Source organism: Methylobacterium thuringiense, assembly GCF_022179645.1.
GTDB lineage: Bacteria > Pseudomonadota > Alphaproteobacteria > Rhizobiales > Beijerinckiaceae > Methylobacterium > Methylobacterium thuringiense.
Genome location: NZ_BPRA01000008.1, coordinates 14,244 through 33,176, shown reverse-complemented (window position 1 = coordinate 33,176; position 18,933 = coordinate 14,244). Strand labels below are relative to the sequence as shown.

The 18,933-nt window shown below is 65.8% G+C and carries 17 protein-coding genes; 11 read left to right on the top strand and 6 right to left on the bottom strand.

What is annotated here, in order from left to right:
- Nucleotides 1–17 precede the first annotated feature (17 nt).
- The 4 genes from MFF07_RS09000 to MFF07_RS08985 all read left to right on the top strand — a co-directional run bounded on the left by MFF07_RS09000 (nt 18) and on the right by MFF07_RS08985 (nt 2,507).
- Nucleotides 18–929, top strand: coding sequence for a metallophosphoesterase (locus MFF07_RS09000; RefSeq protein ID WP_147817533.1), 912 nt, complete (start codon nt 18–20; stop codon nt 927–929).
- 89 nt (nt 930–1,018) lie between these two features.
- On the top strand, nt 1,019–1,573 hold the full coding sequence (locus tag MFF07_RS08995) for a TerB family tellurite resistance protein (protein WP_238231652.1): 555 nt from the start codon (nt 1,019–1,021) through the stop codon (nt 1,571–1,573).
- A gap of 58 nt (nt 1,574–1,631) precedes the next feature.
- The gene (locus tag MFF07_RS08990) at nt 1,632–2,099 is read left to right on the top strand and encodes an ABC transporter ATPase (RefSeq protein ID WP_147817532.1); all 468 of its coding nucleotides are present in this window, start codon (nt 1,632–1,634) and stop codon (nt 2,097–2,099) included.
- A gap of 99 nt (nt 2,100–2,198) precedes the next feature.
- Entirely contained in the window at nt 2,199–2,507 is a 309-nt protein-coding gene (locus MFF07_RS08985) for a hypothetical protein (RefSeq protein ID WP_238231650.1), read from the top strand.
- A 17-nt stretch (nt 2,508–2,524) separates the two neighbouring features.
- On the opposite strand, the gene MFF07_RS08980 is transcribed toward MFF07_RS08985, so the two are convergent.
- Entirely contained in the window at nt 2,525–4,057 is a 1,533-nt protein-coding gene (locus MFF07_RS08980; RefSeq protein WP_147817531.1) for an acyl-CoA carboxylase subunit beta, read from the bottom strand.
- A 347-nt stretch (nt 4,058–4,404) separates the two neighbouring features.
- On the opposite strand from MFF07_RS08980, the gene MFF07_RS08975 reads away from it, so the two are divergent.
- The 4 genes from MFF07_RS08975 (at nt 4,405) to MFF07_RS08960 (ending at nt 9,069) form a co-directional block, all read left to right on the top strand.
- A complete protein-coding gene (locus tag MFF07_RS08975; protein ID WP_238231648.1) occupies nt 4,405–4,827 on the top strand; it encodes a hypothetical protein in 423 nt (140 codons plus the stop codon).
- Nucleotides 4,828–5,385: 558 nt separating this feature from the next.
- Nucleotides 5,386–6,114 (top strand): hypothetical protein, encoded by a 729-nt coding sequence (locus tag MFF07_RS08970; RefSeq protein ID WP_238231647.1) that lies wholly within the window; start codon nt 5,386–5,388, stop codon nt 6,112–6,114.
- 397 nt (nt 6,115–6,511) lie between these two features.
- On the top strand, nt 6,512–7,723 hold the full coding sequence (locus MFF07_RS08965) for a GNAT family N-acetyltransferase (protein ID WP_147817529.1): 1,212 nt from the start codon (nt 6,512–6,514) through the stop codon (nt 7,721–7,723).
- A 188-nt stretch (nt 7,724–7,911) separates the two neighbouring features.
- Nucleotides 7,912–9,069 (top strand): M20 aminoacylase family protein, encoded by a 1,158-nt coding sequence (locus tag MFF07_RS08960; RefSeq protein ID WP_147817528.1) that lies wholly within the window; start codon nt 7,912–7,914, stop codon nt 9,067–9,069.
- Nucleotides 9,070–9,154: 85 nt separating this feature from the next.
- Here the strand turns inward: MFF07_RS08960 and MFF07_RS08955 are convergent, their stop codons facing one another.
- Nucleotides 9,155–10,108, bottom strand: coding sequence for a cation diffusion facilitator family transporter (locus MFF07_RS08955; protein WP_147817527.1), 954 nt, complete (start codon nt 10,106–10,108; stop codon nt 9,155–9,157).
- 180 nt (nt 10,109–10,288) lie between these two features.
- Between MFF07_RS08955 and MFF07_RS08950 the strand changes: the two genes are divergently transcribed.
- On the top strand, nt 10,289–10,720 hold the full coding sequence (locus MFF07_RS08950) for an HIT family protein (protein WP_147817526.1): 432 nt from the start codon (nt 10,289–10,291) through the stop codon (nt 10,718–10,720).
- A 6-nt stretch (nt 10,721–10,726) separates the two neighbouring features.
- Here the strand turns inward: MFF07_RS08950 and MFF07_RS08945 are convergent, their stop codons facing one another.
- From MFF07_RS08945 to MFF07_RS08935, 3 genes are all read right to left on the bottom strand, one after another.
- Entirely contained in the window at nt 10,727–11,143 is a 417-nt protein-coding gene (locus tag MFF07_RS08945) for a PilZ domain-containing protein (RefSeq protein ID WP_147817525.1), read from the bottom strand.
- 103 nt (nt 11,144–11,246) lie between these two features.
- A complete protein-coding gene (locus MFF07_RS08940; protein WP_147817524.1) occupies nt 11,247–11,474 on the bottom strand; it encodes a hypothetical protein in 228 nt (75 codons plus the stop codon).
- Nucleotides 11,475–11,578: 104 nt separating this feature from the next.
- Nucleotides 11,579–13,636: an NAD(+) synthase gene (locus MFF07_RS08935; RefSeq protein ID WP_238231645.1), complete on the bottom strand. Its 2,058-nt coding sequence runs from the start codon at nt 13,634–13,636 to the stop codon at nt 11,579–11,581.
- Nucleotides 13,637–13,921: 285 nt separating this feature from the next.
- On the opposite strand from MFF07_RS08935, the gene MFF07_RS08930 reads away from it, so the two are divergent.
- Both MFF07_RS08930 and MFF07_RS08925 read left to right on the top strand, forming a co-directional pair.
- Nucleotides 13,922–17,050: a DNA translocase FtsK gene (locus MFF07_RS08930; protein ID WP_444543601.1), complete on the top strand. Its 3,129-nt coding sequence runs from the start codon at nt 13,922–13,924 to the stop codon at nt 17,048–17,050.
- 126 nt (nt 17,051–17,176) lie between these two features.
- Nucleotides 17,177–18,067, top strand: a complete 891-nt coding sequence (locus tag MFF07_RS08925) for a LolA family protein (protein WP_147819120.1) — start codon at nt 17,177–17,179, stop codon at nt 18,065–18,067.
- A 4-nt stretch (nt 18,068–18,071) separates the two neighbouring features.
- Here MFF07_RS08925 and MFF07_RS08920 read toward each other — a convergent pair whose 3' ends face one another.
- Nucleotides 18,072–18,821 (bottom strand): lysophospholipid acyltransferase family protein, encoded by a 750-nt coding sequence (locus MFF07_RS08920; protein ID WP_238231643.1) that lies wholly within the window; start codon nt 18,819–18,821, stop codon nt 18,072–18,074.
- Nucleotides 18,822–18,933 lie beyond the last annotated feature (112 nt).

The following is an 18,933-nucleotide window of genomic DNA, read 5'->3' as shown; positions in this document are numbered from 1 at the left end:
GGCTCGGCGGATTGGGCATGCTGATCCTGCCGAGCCGCCGGCAGGTGCTGACCGGGCTCGGCGCGAGCGCCCTCGCCGCGGGGTCCACCGGCACCTACGCCTTCGCCATCGAGCCGCGCTTCCGGCTGGCGGTGACGTCCTATGCTCCCGTGCTGCCGGGCTGGACGCCCGGGCTCTCGCTGCGCATCGCGGCGATCGCCGACATCCATGTCGGCGAGCCGTACATGCCCCTCGACCGGGTCGCGGAGATCGTCGCGGCGACGAACGCGCTGAAGCCCGACCTGATCCTGCTGCTCGGCGATTATCCGGCGGGCCGGCGGGTGACTTGGACGCGCGTCGCGCTGCCCGATTTCGCCCGCGTGGCCGAGGGCCTCCGCGCGCCCCTCGGCGTCCACGCCGTCCTCGGCAACCACGATTGGTGGGACGACACCGACGCCCTCGACGCCCGCAAGGGGCCGGTCGAGGCACGTCGGGTGCTGGAGGCGCGCGGCATCCCGGTGATGGAGAACGATGCCATCCGCCTCCTGAAGGACGGCAAGCCGTTCTGGCTCGCGGGACTCGCCGACCAGCAGCCCTTCAAGGTCCGGCGCGACCTGCGCAGCCTCGCCGACATCCCCGGCACGCTCGCGAAGATCACCGACGATGCCCCGGCGATCCTGATGGCGCACGAGCCCGAGATCTTTCCGGAGATCCCCGACCGGTTCGCCCTGACGCTGTCCGGCCACACCCATGGCGGGCAGGTCCGGGTCTTCGGCCACTCGCCGTTCGTCGCCGGCTACCACGACCCGCGCTACATCTACGGCCACGTGGTCGAGGGCCGGCGCCACCTCATCATCTCCGGCGGGCTCGGCGTCAGCAATGTCGGCGTCCGCTTCGGGGTGCCGCCCGAGATCGTGCTGATCGAACTCGGGTCGCCGCGCACAGCTTGAGCGCTGCGTCACCCTTGATCCGCCCTTAAGGCAATGGTTGATCCCGACGAAACCGCAACGCTGTCGAGTCGCAACTCGGAGCCCGACCGATGCCCGCCCTCATGCTCCTGGCCGCCGTACTGGGCGGGATCCTGTTCTGGGTCCTGAGGGTCCACGGCACTGTCCGGGCGCTGCGCGAGGTCGACCGGGACACCAAGGGCCTGCAGGGGCGGGCGCGGTCCGTCCTGCACGACATCTTCGGGACGCAGCTCGGCCGGGTGCGCGACGTCCGGCTCGCCGCCACGATCCTGATGATCCAGATCGTGCGCACCGGCAGCCCCGTCACCGCCGCCGAGAAGACGCAGATCCTGGAGCTGATGGAGCACTCGCTCGCCGTCGAGGCCATCTCGGCCACCTTCGAGCGCGCCTGGGGCTACACCCAGGCCCGGCGCCCGTTCTCCCTGGTCGCGGACGAGCTGCTGCCGCTGCTGCGCGAATCCCTGACCGGCCCCGAGCGGACGCAGCTGATCGAGATGCTGAGCAAGGTGGCCGGCGCGCATTCGAGCCCGAGCGAGTTGCAGCGCGAGGCCGTGACGCGGCTGAAGCGCAGGCTCCTCTCCGGCACGCCGGCACTGAAGGCGGGCCGCTCCGGCGATGTCGGCTGAGGCCCGGCGGCGCCACGCCGCGCTCGCCCTCGGCTGCCGCGCGCCCTAGACTTTCCGGATGAGCATCTTTCGCAATCGTCCGCTTTTCGTTGCCCTTGTCGCCCTCCCTGCCTTCGCAGGGCCGGCCGCGGCCGATTCCTGCGGCGATCTGGCCGACAAGGTCGTGACGGAGACCAAGGCCGAGATCGGCGAGCGCATCGACGACTTCGTACGCTTCAAGGCCGGGACGGACATGACGCTGTCACTCTCCTGCGGCGGCAGCTACCCCTCCTCCGTCGGCGCGCAAGTCAAGGGCGAGGCGGCGCCGGACGACTTCTTCGAGATTTTCGGCAAGGCCGGCCATGCGGTCACCGGCGTCGCGGCCGACCTGCTCAAAGAGGCAGCCCGCAAGGCCCGCGCCGACGCCGAGACCCGCCGCCACAGCAACGTGCCCGCGGGCGGCGTGCTCGTCACCTGCTCATTCTCGAAATCCGACAAGGGCGCGCTGACCATGTGCGCCGCGATCGAGCAGGCCGACCGGAGTTAAGCCTGTCCGACCCCCGATGCCGCTTCGCGGCATGTCGGGATGGGAAAATACTGTCGGCATCCGCGGCGCAGTCTATGATAAGCTTCATAGACGGGTGGAATGGGGCCGATCGTGCTGAAAAAGCTTACTCTTATCTTATTCTTTGTTTTCGGCGCCGTCGGCATTGCCGAGGCGCGGCTGACGGTGACCGACAAGCTCAGCACCTATCGCCGCGCCTCCAGCCAGGACCGGATCGACCTCGCGACCCGCCTGGGCAAGTCGTTCTCCAGCCTCGCGCCGGGGCTGAACCGCGACTACTTCATCAAGTGCCTGGAGGAGACCGTGAACATCGGCGACCCCCGCGACCTCGAACTCGACGAGGCCGTGAGATTGTGCGTTGCCGCCCATCGGGCACCGGGGGAGGAATAGCCCCCCGGCTCCACCGCTCAAAGCGGGATGTTGTCGTGCTTCTTCCAGGGCTGCTCCATCTCCTTGGAGCGGAGCATGCCCAGCGCGCGGGCGATGCGCTTGCGGGTGGAGTGGGGCATGATCACCTCGTCGATGTAGCCGCGCTCGGCAGCCACGAACGGCGAGAGGAAGTGCTTCTCGTATTCCGCCGTGCGCTCGGCGATCTTGTCCTTGTCGCCCGCCTCCGCGCGATAGATGATCTCGACCGCGCCCTTGGCGCCCATCACCGCGATCTGTGCCGTCGGCCAGGCGTAGTTCAGGTCCGCGCCGACGTGCTTCGACGCCATCACGTCGTAGGCGCCGCCGAAGGCTTTTCGCGTGATGATGGTGACGAGGGGCACGGTCGCTTGGCTGTAGGCGAACAGCAGCTTGGCGCCGTGCTTGATCAGGCCGCCATATTCCTGCGCCGTCCCTGGCAGGAAGCCCGGCACGTCCACGAAGGTCACGATCGGCACCGAGAAGGCGTTGCAGAAGCGCACGAAGCGCGCCGCCTTGCGGGAGGCGTCCGAGTCGAGCACGCCGGCCAGCACCAGCGGTTGGTTTGCGACGAAGCCCACCGTGCGGCCCTCGATGCGCCCGAAGCCGGTGATGATGTTGCGGGCGTAGGTCGCCTGGATCTCGAAGAAATCCTCTTCGTCGACGATGCGCCGGATCAGCTCGCCCATGTCGTAGGGCTTGTTCGGGTTGTCCGGGATCAGCGTGTCGAGGCCCTTGTCGAGCCGGTTGACGTCGTCGAAGCTCTCGATCTCCGGCACGCCGTCGATGTTGTTGGCCGGCAGGAAGTCGATCAGGCGGCGGATCTGCAGCAGCGCCTCGACGTCGTTCTCGAACGAGCCGTCGGCGATCGAGGACTTCGTGGTGTGGACCTTGGCGCCGCCGAGCTCCTCCGCGGTCACGACCTCGTTGGTGACGGTCTTCACCACGTCCGGGCCTGTGACGAACATGTAGCTCGTGTCGCGCACCATGAAGATGAAGTCGGTCATGGCCGGCGAGTAGACGTCGCCGCCCGCGCACGGCCCCATGATCACCGAGATCTGCGGGATCACGCCCGAGGCAGCGACGTTGCGCCGGAACACCTCGCCGTAGCCGCCGAGCGCCGCGACGCCCTCCTGGATGCGCGCGCCGCCGGCATCGAAGATGCCGATGATCGGGGCGCGCATCTTCAGGGCCATGTCCTGGACCTTGATGATCTTTTGCGCGTGCGTCTCCGACAGGGAGCCGCCGAACACCGTAAAATCCTTCGAGAACAGGAAGACGGTGCGGCCGTTCACCGTGCCCCAGCCGGTGATGACGCCGTCGCCGGGGATCTTCTGCTTCTCCATGCCGAAATCGGTGGAGCGGTGCTGCACGAACATGTCGAATTCCTCGAACGACCCGTGGTCGAGCAGGAGTTCGATGCGCTCGCGCGCCGTGAGTTTTCCACGGTTGTGCTGAGCTTCGATGCGCTTCGTGCCACCACCGAGACGGGCGGCATCGCGCCGCTCTTCGAGCTTTTCGAGGATGTCCTTCATGGTGTCAGCGCGCCCGTTTGTATTCAAAATTCGATTGGTGCGAACGCGCTAGGCCCGAAACGGGCTTGGCGGTTCGCCAGCTGACCGCCAATAGCATGGGGTGTTGTAGGCGGGAACGGGGTGCCGCAGGAGGGTTATGCTGGCGATCGAAATTTGGATGGAAAGCGGAATAGGCATGAAAATCAGCTCAATAGCTGTTTGCAAGTCCTTGCGAATGCGTATATTTCAACCGTCGAACGAGCTAGCTCGATTGTTTTCTTTGATCAGTAGCGCCGTTGTTCCGGCAAAAATAGCGTTAAATCACGTTTACAGGTCACGATAGCACGCTGCCGGAAAGCATTGTAGGAATGAGCGCCAAGAATAAATCAGAGCGCGTGAAGCGATTAGTTTCCCACGGATACTTTGCGCCAGAGCTTCCGCCGTGTTTTGTCTCTGAAAATTTAGCTAGGTATCGAAAATCGATTATTTCTGGGATCGACAAACTGCCGCTAATACAGAAAAAGCCTAACTATTACTATTTCAAGTCTGAGCCGACTTGGTTTTACTTCCCGCGCTTCGGGAAGCAAGATCGCCGGCATGGAGTGCCAAACCCTGTAGCTCACTTGCTGCTAGCTCGGGCTTGGGCCGAAAACTACATCGACCTGCGACGCAAGGCTCGTAAATCGAAGTTTACTCTTTCGCCGCCTGTGTTTGACTGGGCAGGCTCACGAGCGCTGATGCGTCCGAGTATTGAACTCAGGGACGACTTTCGCATCAATCTTTCATCGTGACGCGAGGAATATGTTGCGGCGGACGTCCGAGCCTTTTTTCACTCAATCTATACCCACGCCATTCCTTGGGCGATCCACGGCAAGGAATTCGCCAAGCAAAACCGCGGTTTGGAGCACTATGGAAACCTAATCGATCTATTGTGCCGCAATGCTCAAGACGGTCAGACATTAGGTCTTCCGGTCGGCCCAGACACATCGCGGCTGATTGCCGAAGTGGTAGCATCGGCGATGGATGCACACCTCCAACAAAAATTGCAGATCGGAGCTCGCGACGCATCCCGATACATCGACGATTACACACTTAGTAGTCCAAATGGCGCTAGTGGTGAAGAGTTGTTGGCGGCTGTGCGGCAATCGGCCGCCACTTTTGAGTTGGAGTTAAATAGCGATTAATCGTCGATCTATCTTACATCTCATCGTCAGAGTACGGGTTGGCAGCAGGCCGCTCGCGCATATCTTCCAAAGCAGTCGCCGCCGGGTCACAAGGTTGAAATAGGAGAGCTGCAGCATTTTCTTTATCTACTCGGCCGCACCTGCCTTGCTCACGCAGATATCAATGTGGAGAAGTTTGGCCTCCAGCATGCTCGTTCCGCTCTGGTTAACGTCGATGACTGGAGTGCGCTCCAGTTCAGCTTAATTAACGCTTATCGTCGCAATCCTAGTCTTATATCTCTCCTTGTTGAGGTATGCTTATTGCGGCAGGTAGCCCACAGTGATGTTCGAGTTGATATAATAACAGAGTTCATAGAAAGTCGAATACCCGTCCTCGCACGCGCTAATCGTACTGGCGAGATCATATGGCTTCTGTTTTTAGCTATTCGCCTTGAGCTAACGCTTTCGAGCGAGCGGCTTGCTGTGTTGTTTGTGATAGAGAATGCATTTGTCGCGCTTCTAGTCGTATGTCTTGCCAGTCGAGGCTTCGTAAAAGGAGTTGTCGATCGTGGCTTATGGGATCGATCCTTGAATGTGGAGGGCTTGCGTAGCCCTATGTGGCTTTATGCGTATGAGGCCGTTACTCAAGGATTTATTCCAGAAGTAGATGATGGATTTATCGTAGGGGATGCATACTTCAAGTTTCTGCGTACTAGGCGCGTGCAGTTTTTAGATCTCAGAAAGGGCTATGCCTCTATCTCAACAACTCTTCGTAGATTACGAGAAGAGAATATGCGTTTAATGCGATTGCGAGAGGCGATTCAGGACGAAGATACAGAAGAGTTCGATGATTTTTTTGATTTCGATGAAATCGAAGATGAGCATGATACGCCCGATGAGATGAATATTTATTGATTTATGATGATTAGATGTGGGCGCAATATAAAAATAGATTCTACAGTATTTAAATTGGCGAATTTTGACCGCCAAAAATTTGAATATTTTACGGGATACTGACTATTTAACCGTATTCGCTGCCTTCAGACGGGAGGATCGAGCGTTCGCAGAGGCTTCAGAAGTGGGCGATTGGCATCACTTTTGACGAGATTGCCTATTGAGGGACCGCGATTTTCTGCTGCCCATTGAACGAGTGCTCGGGGGAGCGCGACTAAGGCTTCCATGATCGGGTCGGATCGAGAACGATCAGTTGGACGCAATCGAATTTCCGTCTGAGTCTTTTCCGAACATCCTGTGATGCGACACCACCCCCACCCGCCTTGCCCCCGCCCCCAACGCGGCTATCTTTCCCGCGATGGAGACAGCCTCCCGGACCCAGGACGACGCGCCGGCGGCAGAGCTTCATGTGCGCGCCGTACCGGGTCTTGCCCGGATCCCGGCGGCCGCGTGGGACGCCTGCGCGACCTCGCCCGAGACGCTCTCGGCCGGCGACGAGACCTTTAATCCGTTCGCGTCCCACGCCTTCCTCTCAGCGCTCGAGGAATCGGGCTGCGTCTCGCGAAAGACCGGGTGGCTGCCGCTGCACGTCACCGTCGAGCGGGCGGGAAAGCTCGTCGGGGCGGCGCCCTGCTATCTGAAATCTCACAGCCAGGGCGAATACGTGTTCGACCAGGGCTGGGCCGAGGCCATCGAGCGGGCCGGAGGGGCCTATTACCCGAAGCTGCAGGTGAGCGTGCCGTTCACGCCGGTGACCGGGCCGCGCTTCCTGATCGCGCCGGGGGAGGCGCCGGACGCGGCGGCCTCGGCCATCGTCGCGGGATTGCGGGCGCTGCGGGCCGAGACCGAGGCCTCGTCGATCCACGTCACCTTCATGCGCGAGCGGGAATGGGACCAGGCCGGGGCGCTGGGGCTGCTGCAGCGGATCGACCAGCAATTCCACTGGGAGAACCGGGGGTATTCGGATTTCGACGCCTTCCTGGGCGATCTGGCCTCGCGCAAACGCAAGGCGATCAAGCGCGAGCGGCGCGAGGCGCTGAGCAACGGCATCACCATCGAACACGTCACCGGGCCTGAGATCACCGAGGCGCATTGGGATGCGTTCTACGAATTCTACGTCGACACCGGCGCCCGCAAATGGGGCCGGCCCTACCTCAACAAGAAGTTCTTCCGGCTGATCGGCGAGCGCATGCCCGAGCGCATCCTGCTGGTGATGGCCCAGCGCGAGGGCCGCTGGATCGCAGGCGCGATCAACTTCATCGGCGACGTCGCGCTCTACGGGCGCAACTGGGGTTGCGTCGAGGACCATCCCTTCCTGCATTTCGAGGTCTGCTATTATCAGGCGATCGAGTTCGCCCTGGCCCATGGGCTGAAGCGCGTCGAGGCCGGGGCCCAGGGCGAGCACAAGCTCGCCCGCGGCTACCGCCCCGTGGCGATGCACTCGGCCCACGACATCGCCGAACCGAGCCTGCGCCGCGCCGTCGCCGGCTATCTTGAGCGCGAGCGCGGCTACGTGCAGGCGGCGATGGACGAGTACGCGACGATGACGCCGTTCCGGCAGGAGAGCTGATCCGGAGCGGTGCCGTTCGTCGTCGTCCCACCCGCGCCCTCATCCTGAGGTGCCCGCGCGCGCGGGCCTCGAAGGAGGGCTCCAGGGATCGTGCGGCCGGCTGGAGCCCTCCTTCGAGGCCGCTTCGCAGCACCTCAGGATGAGGGTGTGGGTGGGATTGCAGCCAACCCGAGAGAGGAGTGATCACGATGAGCCCGATCGACCGCATCCAGGGGTATGCCGACGAACTGACGGCGATCCGGCGGGATCTGCACGCGCATCCCGAACTCGGCTTCGAGGAGGTCCGCACCTCCGGCATCGTCGCCGAGCAGCTCGAGGCCTTCGGCGTCGCGGTGCATCGCGGAATCGGCAAGACCGGCGTCGTCGGGGTTCTCGAAGGGCGGCCGGGCAAGCGCCGGATCGGGCTGCGCGCCGACATGGACGCACTGCCGATCACCGAAGAGACCAACCTCCCCTACCGCTCGACGAACTCCGGAAAAATGCACGCCTGCGGCCATGACGGGCACACCACCATGCTGCTCGGCGCGGCCCGCTACCTCGCCGAGACCCGGGATTTCGACGGCACTGCCGTGTTCGTGTTTCAGCCGGCCGAGGAGGGGCTCGGCGGCGCCCGGGCGATGATCGCCGACGGCTTGTTCGAAAAATTTCCGGTGGACGAGATCTTCGCGATCCACAACCAGCCGAACGGGCCGCATGGCCGGCTGATGGTGCGCCCCGGCCCGGCCATGGCGGCGGCGGATTTCTTCGACATCCGCATCACCGGCCGCGGCGCCCACGCCGCCCAGCCGCACGAGAGCGTCGACCCGATCGTGGTCGCCACCGCCATCGCGCAGGCCATGCAGTCGATCGTCAGCCGCAACGCCGACCCGCTGAAATCCGCCGTGGTCTCGATCACGCAGATCCATGCCGGCGCGGCCTACAACGTGATCCCCCAGGGCGCCCACATCGCTGGCACGGCGCGGACCTTCGATCCGGCCCTGCGGCAGCTGGTGGGCCAGCGGATCAGGGAGATCGCGGAGGGCATCGCCGCCGCCCACGGCGCGCGGGTCGAGGTCGAGATCCGCGACGTGTTCACGGTGCTCGACAACAGCCCCGAACAGGCCGCCGCCGCCGCCGAGATCGCCGCCGAAATCCTGGGGGCCGACAACGTCGATTCGGACTGCACGCCACGCATGGGCAGCGAGGATTTCGCCGACATGCTGAGGATCGTGCCCGGTGCGTATGCTTGGCTCGGTGCAACGCCGGGACCCGGCCTGCACAATGCCGGGTTTGATTTCGACGATAGCCTCTTGCCCCTCGGTGCTGCCTTTCTGGCCCGTGTCGTACAACGACGCAGCACCGTTTGAGGCAGGGCGGCATGACTCCGGCGGCGACCGCATGATCGCGGCCGCCCCAGATATGTCGACGGCGAGATCGGGTTCGGCGCCACCGTCAGGCGGGCGGCACCTGCGCGGGGTGCTTCGACTGGATCTCGATGAAGACCCGTTTTACATCGGCATTCCGGGTCTTTAGCTCCCTGTCGAGACGGCCGACGAGTTTCTCGATCTCCCCCGCAGGGATGTCGTCCGCCACATCGAGGCTGACATTCACCAGGATGTCCGAAGGCCCCATATGCTGGGTCAGGACCTCGTTGACATGGTGGACCGAGCGCTCGCCGCGCACCGCCTCGTCGATGGCTTTGACCACAGTCGGGTCGGCCGCCTCGCCGATCAGCAGCCCATGCGTCTCCTTCATCAGGAAAATCGCCATACCGACCAGTACGATACCGATCCCCACCGAGGACCAGCCGTCGAGCACCGGCATGTCGAGGACATGGGCCAGAACCACGCCGGCCAGCGCGATGACGAGGCCGATCAGCGCGGCGACATCCTCGACGAGGATCGTGTAGAGCGCCGGGTCCTTGCTCCGCCGGATCGCGGAGATCGCCGATTGCCGGCCCTTCTCGGCCTGGAACGAGCGGATGGCGACAAGGCAGGAGTAGCCTTCGGCCACGATGGCGAAGCCGAGGATTCCGACGTTGATCCAGAATCCCGAGAGCTGATAGCCGAGGATGGTCGCATCCGCCGGCGGCTCGGGATGCTGGATCTTGTGAGCGCCCTCGTAGATCGCGAAAATTCCGCCGCCGAGGAAGATCAACAGGGCGACGACGAAGGCGTAGAAGTAGATCTCGCGGCCGTAGCCGAAGGGGTGCTTCGCATCCGCCGGCTTCTCGGCGCGCTTGATGCCGACGAGGAGCAGGATCTGGTTGGTGGTGTCGACCACCGAGTGGACGCCTTCGGCCATCATCGCAGACGATCCCGTCAGGAACGCGCCGACGAATTTCGCCGCGGCGATGGCGAGGTTTGCCCCCGCCGCCGTGTAGATCGCACCCGTGCTCTCGGCCAATGCCTGCTCCCCTGCCCGAACCGCCTGCCGGTGCAAGCGTGACCGTAGTTTCGAACGCCCGACCGCGGCAAGGGTTCGCCTGATGCGTGCGCGATGCCGGCGCCCGTCGGCTGTGGACGCCTACGGCCGGCCCGTGCAACCTGCCGGCCGATCCCGACCGATGATCAGGAGCCCTGCTCGATGAGCACCGCCTACGACCCGGACAACATCTTCGCGAAGATCCTGCGCGGCGAGATCCCGGCCCACAAAGTCTACGAGGACGACGACACGCTGGCCTTCATGGACGTGATGCCCCAGGCCGAGGGTCACACCCTGGTGATCCCGAAGACGCCCTCGCGCGGGCTGCTCGACGCCGACCCTGCGGTGCTGGCGCGTCTGATCGCGGTAGCGCAGCGCGTCGGACGGGCCGTTAAGACGGCCTTCGAAGCAGACGGCCTTACGGTGTTCCAATACAACGAGCCGGCTGGCGGGCAGACGGTGTTTCACCTGCACGTGCATCTCGTGCCGCGCCGCGAGGGCGTGTCGCTCACTCGCCACGAGGGCGGCATGGCCGACAACGCCGTCCTGGCGGACCACGCCGAGCGGATCCGGAAGGCTTTGAAGGAAGCGTAGAACGCCTCAGGCGGCGGTGCTCGTTGCCCTGCCCATGGATGCGATGACCGACCGCAAGGCGGCGTTCTCGGCCTCGAGTTCCGTAATGCGACGCACCAGCATCGTCATCGACGGATCGGCGGCGGCCGGCTCGGCGACGACCTCCCTAGCGAGGGCGGGCGCGGGCTTCGCGGCCATGTCGAAGGTGACACCGACTCCATTGGCGCGCCGCCAGCGCAGGGTCGACCGGTAAGTCTGGTCCTTGTTCTGGATGTAGAGGTCGAACGCTTCCGGCAGCGTCGTCGTCTCGCTCAGTTCCAGCCGCGCTCCGGTCCCCGACATGTCGCGGACCAGGCAGTCCATGGTGGAGCGGCCGTTGTTGAAGACGATCTTGCCTTTGAGGAACGTCCTCATGCGCACGGTCTGGCGCTGATCAATCGACATCTCGATCCCCGAGCAACGGCTCCGATTCGATTGTCGCCTGCGACCCCTTAAGGAAAGCTCGCCGATTTTCTCGAAACTCGGGGAGATCCCCGATCGACGGTCTTCAATTCGCCGGTCGGTCCATCGCCTGGAACAGGTAGAAGCCGTTGAAGCGCACGGACGTCGCGGCGGCCTTTCCGTCGAAGCCTGGCGTGCCCACGGCATGCTCATCGACCTTGCCGCCGAAGCTCCAGCGACCGCCTGTCACGAAGCGCGGTACGACATGACTCTCGGGGACTGCGCAGCAGAGGCCCTCGTCGCTCTTCAAGCGAAAAAGGTTGTAGCTTCGCATCGGATCGTCCTCCGCATGCCAACCAGCGGAGAATGGCATAGCCGTACAATCGGACAGGTTTATGTCCGCCGGCCTTCTGCGCGGGCGCGGCAGGACGGGAGGCGTCACTCGGAGGGGACGTTGCCCTCCCACTCGTCGAGCCAGGCCCTGGCGCTGGCGTCGGACGGCGCGCGCCAGTCGCCGCGCGGCGAGAGGGCGCCGCCGGAGGAAACCTTCGGGCCGTTTGGCAGGGCGGAGCGCTTGAACTGGCTGAACCGGAAGAAGCGATCGAGGAACACGCCGAGCCAATGCCGGATTTCCGGCAGCCCGTAGGCCACGCGCTTGGCGGCCGGCATATCCGGAGGCCAGGAGCCGGCCTCACGATCGCTCCAGGCATGAAGCGCCAGGAAGGCGATCTTCGAGGGTCGGAAGCCATGACGGAGCGTGTAGTAGAGGTTGAAATCCTGCAGCGCGTATGGCCCGATTTTGTCTTCTGTGCTCTGCGGCCCCTCGCCTTCGGCGGCGGGAACGAGTTCGGGCGAAATCGCGGTATCGAGCACGGCCAGGAAGGTGCGGTTTTCGGCCTCGCCGAATTGCCCGGAGGCGACGACCCAGCGGATCAGGTGCTGAATCAGGGTCTTGGGCACGCCCGCATTGACGCCGTAATGGCTCATCTGGTCACCGACGCCGTAGGTGCTCCAACCGAGCGCCAGTTCCGAGAGGTCGCCGGTGCCGAGCACGATGCCGCCCTGCTGGTTGGCGAGGCGGAAGAGGTAGTCGGTGCGAAGCCCCGCCTGCACGTTCTCGAAGGTGACGTCGTAGACCGGCTCGCCCCGCCCGAACGGGTGGCCCATCTCCTCCATCATCGTCTTCGCGGTCGGCCGGATGTCGATCTCGTGCGCCGTGACGCCGAGCGAGGCCATCAGCGCGTGAGCGTTGGCCTTGGTCTCGTCCGAGGTGGCGAAGCCCGGCAGCGTGTACGCCAGGATGTTGGTTCGCAGGCGCCCGAGCCTGTCGAAGGCCTTGGCCGCGACGATCAGTGCGTGCGTGGAATCGAGCCCGCCCGAAACGCCGATCACGAGTTTCTTCGTGTTCGTCGCCTCGAGGCGCTGTGCGAGGCCGGCGACCTGGATGTTGTAGGCCTCGTAGCAATCCTGGGCGAGGCGGGCCGGGTCGGCCGGGACGAAGGGAAAGCGCTCGACGCGCCGCCTCAAGTCGAGATCGCCCGCCGGCGGATCGAGCCGGAAGGCGATGCGCCGGTAGGTGCGGCCGCGCTCGCGTGCATTGTCGTCGAAGCTGCCCGAGGACAGGCGTTCCTGCGCGATCAGGTCGAGGTCGATGTCGGCGAGCGTCGTCACCGGGTCGAGGGAGAAGCGTGCCCCTTCGGCGAGCCGCACCCCGTTCTCGTCGATGCTGGTCTGCCCGTCCCAGGACAGGTCCGTGGTCGATTCGCCCTGCCCCGCCGCGGCGTAGACATAGGCGCAGAGCCCCCGCATCGAGGCCGAGCGGCTGAGCAGAGCCCGTGACTCGGCCCGTCCGATCGTGATCGGGCTTCCCGAGAGGTTGGCGAGCACGGTCGCGCCGGCCAGCGCCGCCTCCATGCCCGGCGTCGTCGGCACCCAGAGGTCCTCGCAGACTTCGATGCCGAGGACAAAGCCGGGTAGGTCCTCGGCCTCGAACAGCAGGTCCGTTCCGAACGGCGCCTCGACGCCCGAGACCCGGATGCTCTCGCCGCTCACACCGGCACCGAGGGCGAAGTGCCGCTTCTCGTAGAACTCGCGGTAGTTCGGCAGGTAGCTTTTCGGGATCACGCCGAGGACGCGGCCGCCATGGATCGCGACGGCGCAGTTGTAGAGCCGGTGTCGCCAGCGGAGCGGCGCGCCGACGACGAGGACCGGCGTCAGGCCGGATGATGCCGCGACGAGCGTGCCGAGCGCATCCTCGACCGCATCGAGGAGCGTGCCTTGCAGCAGCAGGTCGTCGATGGCGTAGGACGACACGCAGAGTTCGGGAAACACGGCCAGCGCCGCGCCGGCCTCGTGGCAGCCTTTCGCGAGGTCGAGGAGCGCCCGGCCGTTGGCCGCCGGGTCGCCGGGGTGACTGCGTCCGGTGCAGGCGGCGACGCGGGCGAAGCCGTGCCGGTACAGCGACCGGAAATCCTTCGTGTTTTCTGCCTGAGCCACCGGACCGACTGCTGCTCCGCACGTCACGACCCGACTGAGGAATGCCGGATAACGCGCGGAGTTTACGCGCAAACCCGCTCCCGGACAGCCCGTCCCCGGCACCCGGCTCTCAAGCGATTCTCGCCGGGTGAAGAGGGCGCTCCGCATCGTATTTCGGGGTGACCCGAAGCCATCCGGGACGGTCGGGCGAGGGCGCTTTCAAGCGTTCATTAACGACGCTGCGCCTAACTGGTGGGGAACCGCTCCGCGGGGAGTCGGACCTTGTATCGAGTCATTTCACAGATCATGCGCGCAACGGGACGGCCTCCCCAAACCCATCGTGATCCCTCTCGCCCGGGGCGCGGCGGCGACCGCCTCGACCTCTCCATCGGCGCCATCACGCAGCGCCTGATGGCTCTACGCTCGAACGTCGCCCGCCGCCTCTACGGGCCGCCGCAGCGCTCGGCCCAGCCGGTGGCGCGCCCCGCGCCCGAGGCTCCCCCGAGCTGGCTTACCGCGCCGGGCGCGATGCTCGCCCAGCCGGAGCCGGCCCGGCCTTCGGTGGCTTGGTCGCACCATGCCTTCGAGGACGGTATCGTCCCGCAGGATGCCTACGATCTCGACCCGTCCTACGAGAGCCGCATCGATGCGGGCGCCTCGGGCGCCGGCGTCCTCGTGCGCACCCCACGCCGCCCGGATTCCATCGTGCCGGCCGCGATGCCGGCGCAAGCCTACGACCCGAGCGTGCGCTTCACCCGCACGCCCGATCCGGTGCTGCAGGAGCGCCGCCAGCGCGCCATCGAGGCCGAACGTGAGGCGCAGCGTCAGGTTCAGGCGCTGCACGAAGCGCAGGCCGCCGCCTTCGCCGCCGCCGAGGCCGCCCGCGAGGCCGCCGCGGCCGAGGCGCTGCGTGCGCAGGAACTCGCCATCGAACTCGCTGCGCAAAAGGCGGAGGACGCGGCCCGCGCCGCCGCCGAGGCCATGCCGGCCTGGCGTCGCCCGTTCGTGCCGCCGCCCGGAGTCCGCTTCTTCCGCACCCCCGATCGGCCGCGTCCCCCGGCCCCGAAGCCGGTGGCGGTCTCCGAGGAGCCTGTGCCCGATGCCGAGTGGTCCGACGTGCCGGACTGGTCGGATCTGCAGGGCTGGTTCGGTGCTGCCGAATCCTCCTCGACCGAACTGTGGTTCGCCGATGCGCCGAGCCCCGACGTCACGATCCCGCAGGCGGTGACGCAGACCCCCGAGATGTACGTCTCCGTGCCTCTCGACGTCTCGCTGCTGCGCGCCCTGCCGACGGCTCCGGTCTATGCGCTCGATCACCTCGTGCGCTTCGAGGGGATGCCGATGCCGCTTCCGGCCAACGCTCCGGTCGTACTCGAGCAGGACGACATGCGGCCCGCCGCCGCGAAGCCCGCGCTGAGCCTCGTACCGGGCGGTCTCTCCGAGCGCGCCGCGCCGGCTCCGCGTCCCGCACACTCCGCCATGGCCGCCCGCGCTGCCATCCGCCCGGCCGTTACCCCTCAGCCGGTCGTGCCGACGCCCGTCGCGACCTTCCCCTCCCCTCCCCCGTTTGTGCAGGAGGAGATCGCCGCTGCGCCGCGTCCCGTGCCGATCCCGTCACGTCCGGTCCTGCTGCGCACGCCGAAATCGGCCCTGTCCGAGATCGATGAGCCCGAGATCGCACTGGTCGAGCCCGAGCCGGAGCCCGCTCCCGAGCCGGTCGCCGCCCTGCCGGCGCCGGTCTCGACGTCCCGTGCGATCATGCCCGAGCGCCGCACCCTGGTGCCCGCGAACCAGCATGTGCCGATGTCCTTCGTCGGCAACGAGAACTACGAGCTTCCGGCCCTCGAACTCCTCGCCGAGCCGATGCTCTCCGACACGGAAGAGGTCGACGCGGACGAACTCGAGCAGAACGCACTCAACCTCCAGCAGACCGTGCAGGATTTCGGCGTGCGCGGCGACATCCTCGCTGTTCGCCCCGGCCCGGTGGTGACGCTCTATGAGCTGGAGCCGGCACCCGGCACCAAGTCGAGCCGCGTCATCGGCCTGTCTGACGACATCGCCCGCTCGATGTCCGCCGTCTCGGCCCGCGTCGCCGTTGTCCCCGGCCGCAACGTCATCGGCATCGAACTGCCGAACGCCGTGCGCGAAACCGTGTATCTGCGTGAGCTCCTCGCATCCGAGGACTTCGTCCACACCAAGCACAAGCTGGCACTGTGCCTCGGCAAGAACATCGGCGGCGAGCCGATCATCGCCGACCTCGCCCGGATGCCGCACCTGCTCGTCGCCGGCACCACCGGCTCGGGCAAGTCGGTCGCCATCAACACGATGATCCTGTCGCTGCTCTACCGGCTGAAGCCGGAGGAGTGCCGCCTGATCATGGTGGACCCCAAGATGCTGGAGCTCTCCGTCTACGACGGCATCCCGCACCTGCTTTCCCCCGTCGTCATCGACCCGAAGAAGGCGGTGATCGCCCTCAAATGGGCCGTGCGCGAGATGGAGGAGCGCTACAAGAAGATGTCCAAGGTCGGTGTGCGCAACATCGACGGCTACAACGGCCGGATGAAGGAGGCTCGCGAGAAGGGCGAGGTCATCAACCGCACGATCCAGACCGGCTTCAACCGCGAGACCGGCGAGGCGGTGTTCGTCGAGGAGGCGATGGACCTCTCGGCGCTCCCCTACATCGTCATCGTCGTCGACGAGATGGCCGACCTGATGATGGTCGCCGGCAAGGACATCGAAGGCGCGATCCAGCGTCTCGCCCAGATGGCACGTGCCGCCGGCATCCACCTGATCATGGCGACGCAGCGCCCCTCCGTCGACGTCATCACCGGCACGATCAAGGCGAACTTCCCCACCCGCATCAGCTTCCAGGTCACCTCGAAGATCGACTCGCGCACGATCCTCGGCGAGATGGGCGCCGAGCAGCTTTTGGGCCAGGGCGACATGCTGTTCATGGCCGGTGGCGGCCGCACCACCCGCGTGCACGGTCCGTTCTGCTCGGACTCGGAAGTCGAGACCGTCGTCGACCACCTCAAGCGCCAGGGCCGGCCGTCCTATCTCGAAGCGGTCACGGCGGATGACGGCACGGGTGAGCCGGAGAAGGCTACGAAGGGTTCTCGTGCCAAGGCCGACAAGGAAGAGGCCGAGGGCGAGGAGGCCGACGCTCCGGTCTTCGACGTCGGCGCCTTCGTCGCGGCCAGCGGCGGCGATGCGGCCGATCTCTACGACCAGGCGATCGCCGTGGTGCTGCGCGACAAGAAGGCCTCGACCTCTTACATCCAGCGTCGCCTGCAGATCGGCTACAACCGCGCCGCCTCGATCATGGAGCGCATGGAGATCGAGGGCATCGTCGGGCCGGCCAACCACGCCGGCAAGCGCGAGATCCTGGTCGACGGCGTGCCGATGCCCTCCTCGGGCTACGACGACGACGAGTGAGGCCGCAACTTCGCCACAGGCGCGGGCTCTAACCACGAACGTTCCGGTGCTTTGCGCTCCGGAACGTCAAGGTGGACCGAAGCGGTCCCGACCAAAACGCCCGCAAGTCTCGGAGAACGCAAGACGATGACTGGCCGCCGCTCCCGCCTCGCCGCCGGTCCGCTGCTTCTCCTGGCCCTCGCGCTGCAGCCGCAGCCGGCCTCGGCGCAGCTGTCCAACTTCATCGATGGCCTCCTCGGCAACAAGGAGGAGAAGGCCGCGCCTGCGCCCTCCGAGCCGGACGCGCCGTCTGCCAAGAAATCCGCGCAGAAGCCGGCCAAGGACAAGGCTGCGAGCACCGACAAACCCGTCGCTCCCAAGGCTGCCGGGCGGCCCGCCGAGTCCCAGGTCGCCGCGGTCGGAGCGCCGGGTGCCGGGTCGTCGCTGCAGAATGCCGAGCCCGAAGCCGTCGTCCAGCGCGCCAACGCCTATTTCAACAGCTTCCAGACGCTCACCGGCAGCTTCATGCAGATCGGGCCGGACGGCCGCAGGATCGGCGGCAAGATCTCGCTGGCCAAGCCCGGCCGCCTGCGCTTCGAGTACGACCAGCCCTCGCCGCTGGAGGTGATCGCGGACGGCACCTCGGTGGCCGTGCGCGACCGCAAGCTGAACACGCAGGATCTCTACTTCATCTCGCAGACGCCGCTGAAATTCCTGATCCGCGAAAAGATCGACCTCGCCCGCGACCTCAGCGTGACCGATGTCTCGAACGAGCCGGGCGGTATCCGCGTGACGCTGGAGGACCGATCGACGCTCGGCGGTACCTCGAAGATCCAGCTCTATTTCGACGCCGAGATGAAGACGCTCTCGCAATGGCGGATCACCGATCCGCAGGGCTACCTGACCACGGTGCAGCTCGCGAACCTGCAGAAGGGCAAGGCCGTCGACGGCACACTGTTCTTCATCGATTACGGCCGCGCTGAGGACAAAGCGATGCGCGAGCAGATCAAGCGCAACGAAGCGCAGGCGGAGCAGTAGGCCGTCAGATCGCCTGCAGCGCCGGATCTACGGTCCGCGCTCGCGGCTCCCGCCAGCGGTCGAGCTCCGAATCGATCGCTCCCTGCGTGCCGCGCATGAACTCAGCCCCGGTCAGGCCCGGCGCGAGCGTGGAGAGGTAGCTCACCACAACCGTTCCGGGCTTGTGGCGAGAGCCGCCATGCGGCCAGTACAGCCCGGAATTCACCGCGACCGGCAGCACCGGCAGCCCGAGCTTGGCGTAGAGCAGCTCGACGCCGCGCTTGAACTGCACCGGCGCCGCGATCTCCCCGCGTGTCCCCTCCGGGAACATCAGGATCGAGCGCCCCTGCCCGATGGCGGCGCGGCTCTCGTCGATCATGATGCGCAGGGCCTGCGTGCCGTTGGCGCGGTCGATGATGATCATCGGTGAGCGCTTCAGGAACCAGCCGACGATCGGGATCGCCACGAGTTCACGCTTGGCCACGATCGCCACGTTGGGGACGAGGGTCAGGAAAGCCAGCGTCTCCCAGGCCGATTGGTGGTTGGCCACGATCAGGCACGGTCCGGATGGGATGCGATCGCGACCCTCCTCCACGTAGGTCAGGCCGATGATGTGATGCAGTCCGAACAGGATGCCCCGCGACCACAGCCGGGTGAAAGCCCGGATCGGCCGGGCCGGCGAGCCGAGGGCCGCGAGCACCACCAGTGGGAACGCGAACAGGCCGGTCCAGCCGGCCCAGTACAGGTTGAAGAGCACGGAGCGGGTGCGTGACACGCGGGGGGTCCTTGAACGAGAGGTCGCCGGCCGCCGTGGAGAGCAGACCGCCGGCGGCATTTCACCGGCGACGGGCGCACGAAACCGATCTATCGGTAACGCCCTTCGCCGA

Coding starts and splice junctions, on each gene's coding strand:
- MFF07_RS08975 (WP_238231648.1), top strand. CDS start 4,405: ATGAGCGCCAAGAATAAATCAGAGCGCGTGAAGCGATTAGTTTCCCAC.
- MFF07_RS08940 (WP_147817524.1), bottom strand. CDS start 11,474: ATGCGAAGCTACAACCTTTTTCGCTTGAAGAGCGACGAGGGCCTCTGC.
- MFF07_RS08945 (WP_147817525.1), bottom strand. CDS start 11,143: ATGTCGATTGATCAGCGCCAGACCGTGCGCATGAGGACGTTCCTCAAA.
- MFF07_RS08965 (WP_147817529.1), top strand. CDS start 6,512: ATGGAGACAGCCTCCCGGACCCAGGACGACGCGCCGGCGGCAGAGCTT.
- MFF07_RS09000 (WP_147817533.1), top strand. CDS start 18: ATGCTGATCCTGCCGAGCCGCCGGCAGGTGCTGACCGGGCTCGGCGCG.
- MFF07_RS08930 (WP_444543601.1), top strand. CDS start 13,922: ATGCGCGCAACGGGACGGCCTCCCCAAACCCATCGTGATCCCTCTCGC.
- MFF07_RS08925 (WP_147819120.1), top strand. CDS start 17,177: ATGACTGGCCGCCGCTCCCGCCTCGCCGCCGGTCCGCTGCTTCTCCTG.
- MFF07_RS08995 (WP_238231652.1), top strand. CDS start 1,019: ATGCCCGCCCTCATGCTCCTGGCCGCCGTACTGGGCGGGATCCTGTTC.
- MFF07_RS08960 (WP_147817528.1), top strand. CDS start 7,912: ATGAGCCCGATCGACCGCATCCAGGGGTATGCCGACGAACTGACGGCG.
- MFF07_RS08980 (WP_147817531.1), bottom strand. CDS start 4,057: ATGAAGGACATCCTCGAAAAGCTCGAAGAGCGGCGCGATGCCGCCCGT.
- MFF07_RS08990 (WP_147817532.1), top strand. CDS start 1,632: ATGAGCATCTTTCGCAATCGTCCGCTTTTCGTTGCCCTTGTCGCCCTC.
- MFF07_RS08985 (WP_238231650.1), top strand. CDS start 2,199: ATGGGGCCGATCGTGCTGAAAAAGCTTACTCTTATCTTATTCTTTGTT.
- MFF07_RS08950 (WP_147817526.1), top strand. CDS start 10,289: ATGAGCACCGCCTACGACCCGGACAACATCTTCGCGAAGATCCTGCGC.